Here is a 7043-nt window from a genome sequence, read left to right as displayed (position 1 = left end):
CGGCAGACCCTCTGAGGGCCCGGGCTCTCCGCGCCTAATCGGCCGAACACACCGATGAGCTGGGCCCGACGGGGCCTATGGGGGCGTGAACGCGCCGCGGGCCGGGCCCCCCGAGGGGAGCCCGGCCCGGCGTGTGAGTGGCCAATGACCCCTGCGCCGCTTACTCCTACTTCTTGGCGGCGGCCTTCTTGGCGGTGGTCTTGCGCGCCGTCGTCTTCTTGGCGGGCGCCTTCTTCGCCGTGGCCTTCTTCGCCGGCGCGGTCTTCTTGGCCGTGGCCTTCTTCGCCGCCGCGGTGGTGGCCTTCTTCGCGGGGGCCGCCTTCTTGGCCGCCGCCGTGGTCTTCTTGGCGGCCGCGGTGGTCTTCTTCGCGGCGGTGGTCTTCTTGACCGCGGTGGTCTTCTTCGCCACGGTCTTCTTGGCGGTGGCCTTCTTGGCCGCCGCCTTCTTGGCGGTGGTGGCCTTCTTGGCCGCGGCCTTCTTCACGGTCGCGGAAGCCCCGCCGGTCAGGCTGCCCTTGGGTGCCTTCTTGACGGAGACCTCGCCGCCCTTGGGGAGCTTCTTCGAGCCGCTGACCAGGTCCTTGAAGCCCTGACCGGCACGGAAGCGCGGCACCGAGGTCTTCTTGACCCGCACGCGCTCACCCGTCTGCGGGTTGCGGGCGTACCGGGCCGGGCGGTCGACCTTCTCGAACGAGCCGAAGCCGGTGACCGAAACCCGGTCCCCGCCGACCACGGCACGCACGATCGCGTCCAGCACCGCGTCGACAGCGTCCGCGGCCTGCTGACGGCCGCCGAGCTTGTCGGCAATCGCTTCTACGAGCTGCGCCTTGTTCACGTCTTCCCCTTCGGAGACATTGCCAGAACGAAAGTGTTCAAGCTTTTTCGCACGTTAGGCATGTATATACCGCAAATCAAACACGAAACGGGCTAATCACCCTAGTGCCGCAACGCAGTAGTGCCGTTGTGGAGTTCCTGGTGTCAGTCGTCTTCAGGGAATCGGCCCTCATCGAGGTCCTTCATCAACCGGTCGAGACGCGTTGCCGCGTCCGCGAGATCGTGCTTCGCCGCTGCCGTGACGACCAGCAGCTTCCGGGACAGCGCCATCCTTACGCCCTCCGGGACTTGCAGTTCACGCACTCTTGTGTGCGCTTCCTTCAATCGGGCGGCGACTGCCTCGTAGAGCTCGAGTTGGCTGTCGCGTTCCATGCACCGATTGTGCCATCTAGGGCGAGTTGTCGCCCGACGGGGTCTCAACAAGCGACTGCGCCCCCCACCGGAGGGTGGGGGGCGCAGTCGTGGAAAAGCGCTGCTCAGACCGTAATTGTACGCGGTTTGAAGGCCGGCCTGGCCGCCTCGTACGTCGCGATGTCGGCTTCGTTCTGAAGGGTGAGGCTGATGTCGTCCAGACCGTTCAGCAGACGCCAGCGGGCGTTCTCGTCGAGCTCGAAGTCGGCGTCGATCCCGGCCGCCAGCACCTTGCGGCGCTCCAAGTCAACGGTGATTTCGGCCGTCGGGTCGGCCTCGGTCAGCTCCCAGAGCGCGTCCACGGTCTTCTGGTCGAGGACGACGGTCAGCAGGCCGTTCTTCAGCGAGTTGCCGCGGAAGATGTCGGCGAACCGGGAGGAGATGACGGTCTTGAAGCCGTAGTTCTGCAGCGCCCAGACGGCGTGCTCACGGGAGGAGCCGGTGCCGAAGTCGGGGCCGGCCACCAGGACCGTGGCGCCCTGCCGCTCGGGGCGGTTGAGCACGAACTCGGAGTCCTTGCGCCAAGCCTCGAACAGCCCGTCCTCGAAGCCGTCGCGGGTGACCTTCTTCAGCCAGTGCGCGGGGATGATCTGGTCGGTGTCGACGTTGCTGCGGCGCAGCGGGACGGCCCGGCCGGTGTGCGTGGTGAAAGCTTCCATGGTTCCTCAGACCCCCGCGGGCGTAGCGACGTCGGACAGATCGGCCGGGGAGGCCAGGTGGCCCAGTACGGCGGTGGCGGCGGCGACCTGGGGCGAGACCAGGTGGGTCCGGCCGCCCTTGCCCTGCCGGCCCTCGAAGTTGCGGTTGGAGGTGGACGCGGAACGCTCACCGGGCGCCAGTTGGTCGGGGTTCATGCCCAGGCACATCGAGCAGCCCGCGTGCCGCCATTCGGCGCCGGACTCCTTGAAGACCTTGTCCAGGCCCTCCTCGACGGCCTGCAGGGCCACCCGGACCGAGCCGGGGACGACCAGCATCCGGACGCCGTCGGCGACCTTGCGGCCCTCCAGCAGCGCGGCGGCGTTGCGCAGGTCCTCGATGCGGCCGTTGGTGCAGGAGCCTACGAAGACGGTGTCGACCTTGATGTCGCGCAGCGGCTGTCCGGCGGTCAACCCCATGTACTCCAGGGCCTTTTCGGCGGCCAAGCGCTCCGAAGCGTCTTCGTACGAAGCCGGGTCGGGGACGTTCGCCGAAAGCGGCGCGCCCTGGCCCGGGTTGGTGCCCCAGGTGACGAACGGCGCCAGGGAGGCGGCGTCGATGACGACCTCGGCGTCGAAGACCGCGTCCTCGTCGGACTTCAGGGTCTTCCAGTACGCGACGGCGGCGTCCCAGTCCTCGCCCTCGGGGGCGTGGGCGCGGCCCTTCAGATACGCGAAGGTGGTCTCGTCGGGGGCGATCATGCCCGCGCGGGCGCCGGCCTCGATCGACATGTTGCAGATGGTCATCCGGGCCTCCATCGAGAGCTTCTCGATGGCGGAGCCGCGGTACTCCAGGATGTAGCCCTGACCGCCGCCGGTGCCGATCTTGGCGATGATCGCCAGGATCAGGTCCTTGGCGGTGACGTCCTCGGGCAGCTCGCCTTCGACGGTGATCGCCATGGTCTTGGGGCGGGCCAGCGGCAGGGTCTGGGTGGCCAGGACGTGCTCGACCTGGCTGGTGCCGATGCCGAACGCCAGCGCGCCGAATGCGCCGTGCGTGGAGGTGTGCGAATCGCCGCAGACGACGGTGGTGCCGGGCTGGGTCAGACCCAGCTGGGGGCCCACGACGTGGACGACACCCTGCTCGACGTCGCCCAGCGGGTGCAGCCGTACGCCGAACTCCGCGCAGTTCTTGCGCAGGGTCTCCAACTGGGCACGGGAGACCGGGTCGGCGATGGGCTTGTCGATGTCGAGGGTCGGGGTGTTGTGGTCCTCGGTGGCGATGGTGAGGTCGAGGCGCCGCACCTGGCGGCCGTTCTGACGCAGGCCGTCGAACGCCTGGGGGCTGGTCACCTCGTGCAGCAGGTGCAGATCGATGAAGAGGAGGTCGGGCTCGCCCTCGGCGCGCCGGACGACGTGGTCGTCCCAGACCTTCTCCGCGAGTGTCCTACCCATCGCTTTCCCTCCGGCCGACGGACTACGTCGGCGCAACTAGAGACCCGTTTCGCAGGCCGTTGTGCGGCCGCCTCACCAGGGTCGCAAGATCCCGGGAAAATTGAACTTGCGTTTCACAGAGTGAGACGTGAATATCGTTGCATGGACAACTCTAGCGGCGTGGGCGTTCTCGACAAGGCAGCCCTTGTCCTGAGCGCCCTGGAGTCCGGTCCGGCCACCCTCGCAGGTCTGGTCGCGGCGACGGGACTCGCACGACCCACGGCACATCGCCTCGCCGTGGCACTGGAACACCACCGGATGGTGGCTCGCGACATGCAGGGCCGGTTCATCCTCGGACCGCGCCTGGCGGAGCTCGCCGCCGCGGCCGGTGAGGACCGCCTGCTCGCCACCGCGGGCCCCGTACTGACGCATCTGCGCGATGTCACCGGCGAGAGCGCCCAGCTCTACCGTCGCCAGGGCGACATGCGCATCTGCGTCGCGGCGGCCGAGCGGCTGTCCGGCCTTCGGGACACGGTCCCGGTCGGCTCCACGCTGACGATGAAGGCCGGCTCCTCGGCGCAGATCCTGATGGCCTGGGAGGAGCCCGAGCGGCTCCACCGCGGCCTTCAGGGCGCCCGCTTCACGGCGACGGCCCTCTCCGGTGTACGGCGACGTGGCTGGGCGCAGTCGATCGGCGAGCGGGAGCCGGGCGTCGCGTCCGTCTCCGCGCCCGTACGCGGCCCCTCGAACCGCGTGGTGGCCGCCGTGTCGGTCTCCGGGCCCATCGAGCGCCTGACGCGCCACCCGGGCCGTATGCACGCCCAGGCGGTCATCGATGCCGCCGCCCGCCTCTCCGAGGCGCTCCGCCGCAACGGCTGACGCGCTTCACGTCCCTCCTGCCCGAACACCGGCCCACCGCTTCAACGCCGCAGCGGTGGGCCGGAGTTGTGTGCGGATCGTCGGTAACGCGAGGAAGCCCTCCCCCGAAGGGAAGGGCTTCCTCGATGCGTACCCCCGACCGGATTCGAACCGGCGCTACCGCCTTGAGAGGGCGGCGTGCTAGGCCGCTACACAACGGGGGCCTTGCGGATGAGATCCGCGTACGATGCAGATGAGCTCTGCGAGCTGGCCTACCAGGACTCGAACCTAGAATGACGGTACCAGAAACCGTAGTGTTGCCAATTACACCATAGGCCATGGTGGTTTAAACCAGTACCCCCGACCGGATTCGAACCGGCGCTACCGCCTTGAGAGGGCGGCGTGCTAGGCCGCTACACAACGGGGGCCCTAGCGATCCTGCATCGGGTTCACCGGGTGCGACCCAGGTGATCCCGCGGGAAGGATCTGTACCCCCGACCGGATTCGAACCGGCGCTACTGCCTTGAGAGGGCAGCGTGCTAGGCCGCTACACAACGGGGGCTTTGCGGATGAGATCCGCGTACGATGCAGATGAGCTCTGCGAGCTGGCCTACCAGGACTCGAACCTAGACTAACGGAACCAGAAACCGTCGTGCTGCCAATTACACCATAGGCCACCAAAACACGACCCCCCGCGAAGGGGATCTTGTTCGGGTTGTGCTCCGGTGGGTTTCGGCCTTTCGGCTTGCTCCCCTCGGCGCAGGAAGAACATTACCCGAAGGTGTCCGGCGCTCCAAAACGGGTATCCCCGCGCAGCAGTGCGGGCAGCTGGTGGAGGTCGGTGATGCGGGTCAGTTCGGGTCGCCCGCCGGCGCCGGCACGGTCCAGCCAGATACCCCTGAGCCCCGCATCGGCGGCCCCGCGGGCGTCGATGTCCGGCTGGTCGCCGACGTACGCGACCTCCCCCGGGGCGAGCCCCAGTGCGGCACAGGCGGCGTGGAAGGCCTCGGCGGCCGGCTTGGCGACCCCGAGCTCGGCGGCACAGACGACCGCCTCGAAGCGCTCCCGCAGACCGAGGACACGCAGCTTGCGGTCCTGGTTGTGGATGCTGGAGTTCGACAGGACCGCGTGACGGTAGTCACCCGCCAGCAGATCGAGGACGGGCACGGCGTCGGGGAAGAGCTCCCACGCGGCCTCGTAGTGGGTGATGTACCGCTCGAACCAGGCGTCGGCCTCGACGGCGGTCAGCCCCGGCGCGGCGAGGAAGTCGCGCACCCGCTCCCGCCGCTGGTCCTGGAAGTCCACCCCGCCGGCCTCGAAGCGCCGCCAGTGGACGACGGTGAGCTCCTGCCAACGCCGGAGGGCCTGGTCGACGGAGTCGAATCCGTCCACCAGACCCTCGGCCGTGAGGTGGTCGCGCATCCCGGCCAGGTCGGCACGCGAGTAGTCGAAGAGCGTGTCGTCGATGTCCCACAGGACCGCGCGAATGGCCATGGGGCCACGGTACGCGACGGCGATCGAGACCGGAATCTGCGACTCCAAGTGGAATTTAGAATTCCAATTCCATCGCCAAAATAACTGCCTTGACTTGTCTCCTCACCGTGCGCCTACACTCCGTCCGCCCCCACTCGTGATCATGAACCTCATGGAGAAATAGATGAGCGCCATTCGCCGCGCCCTCGCCGTTGCGCTGCCCACCGCCGCCGTGCTCGCTCTCGGTGCCGCGCCGGCCCAGGCCGACGTCGGCATTTACTGTGTCGATGCGCACGCGAACTGCGGCCACTTCTACTACAACAGCGGGCTCTCGGGTTCGCGGATTGTCTTCACCGGACAGAGCGGCCAGATGGGCAGCATCTCCAATCTCGCGGGATACACGTTCCAGAGCAGTGGAGCCGGTCAGGGCCAGCCGGTGAAGAACAACGCCGCCTCCTTCTACAACGCCAGCATGCAGGTCGCCACGGTCTTCTACTCCAGCCAGTACAACGGCCCCTGCGACACGGTCGCGAAGCTGAGCAGGGCCAACCAGCTCGTCCAGACGTACAACGAGAACGCCTCTCTGGGCTTCGGCCTGATCGGCCAGAACTGCCACATGTTCAACTGACGCGGGCAGCCGCATCCGAATCCGCACGACAGCCCCGCGCGACGGCAACGGCCCGCGCGGGGCTCCGCATGGGAAGCGACACGATGAGACGTCTGGCGATACCACTGCTCACCCTGTTCGCCCTGGTCGGGTGCACAGCGCAGGAGTCGGAGCAGGAGAACGCCGCATCGGACCCGGAGGCCCGGCCTGCGGCGAGCCGGGGTCCGGAACCGACAGCCTCCGCGCGCGACTACACCTTCCGGCTTCCCATCGCCCACTACAGCTACACGAGCGCCGACTACGCGGTCATCGAGACGGCCGAGCAGGTGCTGGCGAAGCGGTGCATGGCCGACTACTCGATCGCGTACGAGCTTCCCGGCCGGCCGGCACCGACCCAGGCACTCGACCGACGCTACGGCCTCTCCGACGAAAGCACCGCGGCTCGATACGGATACCGGCTGCCCCCTGTGCGGGAATCGGCGCCGGACTCGGGCCTCGGCAAGGACGAGCTGGTCGTTCTGTACGGAACGCGAGGCGCCGAGAAGAAATCAGGACCCGTCGAGTATCGGGGACGGAAAATTCTGGTGGAAGGCTGCCTCGGGAAAGCCGCCATGGACTTCCGGAAGGACTACGACTACCCGGAGGGTGGCGCGGTGGCCACCCGGATATCGGCGCAGAGTTTCGCTGATTCCCAAATGGACAAAGCCGTTCGGGCAGGGTTCACGCAATGGTCCGGCTGCATGACGAAGAAGGGGTTCAGCTACTCCTCGCCGCTTGATCTCTTCAAGGTC

At 67.8% G+C, this 7043-nt stretch carries 8 protein-coding genes and 5 tRNA genes; 3 read left to right on the top strand and 10 right to left on the bottom strand.

Annotated elements, in window-relative coordinates:
* Positions 1-166: 166 nt before the first annotated feature.
* From ACFC0D_RS37675 to leuC, 4 genes are all read right to left on the bottom strand, one after another.
* On the bottom strand, positions 167-835 hold the full coding sequence (locus tag ACFC0D_RS37675; RefSeq protein WP_376446413.1) for an HU family DNA-binding protein: 669 nt from the start codon (positions 833-835) through the stop codon (positions 167-169).
* Positions 836-978: 143 nt separating this feature from the next.
* Positions 979-1206, bottom strand: a complete 228-nt coding sequence (locus ACFC0D_RS37670) for a hypothetical protein (RefSeq protein WP_260227783.1) — start codon at positions 1204-1206, stop codon at positions 979-981.
* Between the two features lie 104 nt (positions 1207-1310).
* Complete coding sequence (gene leuD, locus ACFC0D_RS37665) at positions 1311-1904, bottom strand: 3-isopropylmalate dehydratase small subunit (protein ID WP_376446411.1); 594 nt, start codon at positions 1902-1904, stop codon at positions 1311-1313.
* A gap of 6 nt (positions 1905-1910) precedes the next feature.
* Entirely contained in the window at positions 1911-3335 is a 1425-nt protein-coding gene (leuC, locus tag ACFC0D_RS37660; RefSeq protein ID WP_376446408.1) for a 3-isopropylmalate dehydratase large subunit, read from the bottom strand.
* A 141-nt stretch (positions 3336-3476) separates the two neighbouring features.
* Here leuC and ndgR point away from each other — a divergent pair, with 141 nt between their 5' ends.
* Positions 3477-4193 carry an IclR family transcriptional regulator NdgR gene (gene ndgR / locus ACFC0D_RS37655; protein WP_005311436.1) on the top strand — a complete coding sequence of 239 codons (717 nt, stop codon included), beginning with the start codon at positions 3477-3479 and terminating at the stop codon, positions 4191-4193.
* Positions 4194-4323: 130 nt separating this feature from the next.
* Here ndgR and ACFC0D_RS37650 read toward each other — a convergent pair.
* The 6 genes from ACFC0D_RS37650 to ACFC0D_RS37625 form a co-directional block, all read right to left on the bottom strand.
* Positions 4324-4396, bottom strand: a tRNA-Glu gene (locus ACFC0D_RS37650).
* A 43-nt stretch (positions 4397-4439) separates the two neighbouring features.
* A tRNA-Gln gene (locus ACFC0D_RS37645) sits at positions 4440-4511 on the bottom strand.
* A gap of 16 nt (positions 4512-4527) precedes the next feature.
* Positions 4528-4600: transfer RNA gene (locus ACFC0D_RS37640), tRNA-Glu, on the bottom strand.
* A 61-nt stretch (positions 4601-4661) separates the two neighbouring features.
* A tRNA-Glu gene (locus tag ACFC0D_RS37635) sits at positions 4662-4734 on the bottom strand.
* 43 nt (positions 4735-4777) lie between these two features.
* A tRNA-Gln gene (locus tag ACFC0D_RS37630) sits at positions 4778-4849 on the bottom strand.
* A 94-nt stretch (positions 4850-4943) separates the two neighbouring features.
* Positions 4944-5666 carry an HAD family hydrolase gene (locus ACFC0D_RS37625; RefSeq protein ID WP_376446405.1) on the bottom strand — a complete coding sequence of 241 codons (723 nt, stop codon included), beginning with the start codon at positions 5664-5666 and terminating at the stop codon, positions 4944-4946.
* Between the two features lie 163 nt (positions 5667-5829).
* Here ACFC0D_RS37625 and ACFC0D_RS37620 point away from each other — a divergent pair, with 163 nt between their 5' ends.
* Both ACFC0D_RS37620 and ACFC0D_RS37615 read left to right on the top strand, forming a co-directional pair.
* Entirely contained in the window at positions 5830-6273 is a 444-nt protein-coding gene (locus ACFC0D_RS37620) for a peptidase inhibitor family I36 protein (protein ID WP_376446403.1), read from the top strand.
* A gap of 83 nt (positions 6274-6356) precedes the next feature.
* Positions 6357-7043, top strand: a 687-nt coding sequence (locus tag ACFC0D_RS37615; protein WP_376446400.1) for a hypothetical protein, incomplete at its 3' end; no start/stop codon positions are given.

It is taken from the genome of Streptomyces sp. NPDC056222 (assembly GCF_042264065.1).
Lineage (GTDB): Bacteria > Actinomycetota > Actinomycetes > Streptomycetales > Streptomycetaceae > Streptomyces.
Note: the sequence above shows the minus strand (reverse complement) of the source record. Positions and strands in the feature narration are given on the sequence as shown.

What these genes read in the sequence shown, in the direction of transcription:
- ndgR (WP_005311436.1), top strand. Translation starts at nt 3,477, where the DNA reads ATGGACAACTCTAGCGGCGTGGGCGTTCTCGACAAGGCAGCCCTTGTC.
- ACFC0D_RS37620 (WP_376446403.1), top strand. Translation starts at nt 5,830, where the DNA reads ATGAGCGCCATTCGCCGCGCCCTCGCCGTTGCGCTGCCCACCGCCGCC.
- ACFC0D_RS37670 (WP_260227783.1), bottom strand. Translation starts at nt 1,206, where the DNA reads ATGGAACGCGACAGCCAACTCGAGCTCTACGAGGCAGTCGCCGCCCGA.
- leuD (WP_376446411.1), bottom strand. Translation starts at nt 1,904, where the DNA reads ATGGAAGCTTTCACCACGCACACCGGCCGGGCCGTCCCGCTGCGCCGC.
- leuC (WP_376446408.1), bottom strand. Translation starts at nt 3,335, where the DNA reads ATGGGTAGGACACTCGCGGAGAAGGTCTGGGACGACCACGTCGTCCGG.
- ACFC0D_RS37625 (WP_376446405.1), bottom strand. Translation starts at nt 5,666, where the DNA reads ATGGCCATTCGCGCGGTCCTGTGGGACATCGACGACACGCTCTTCGAC.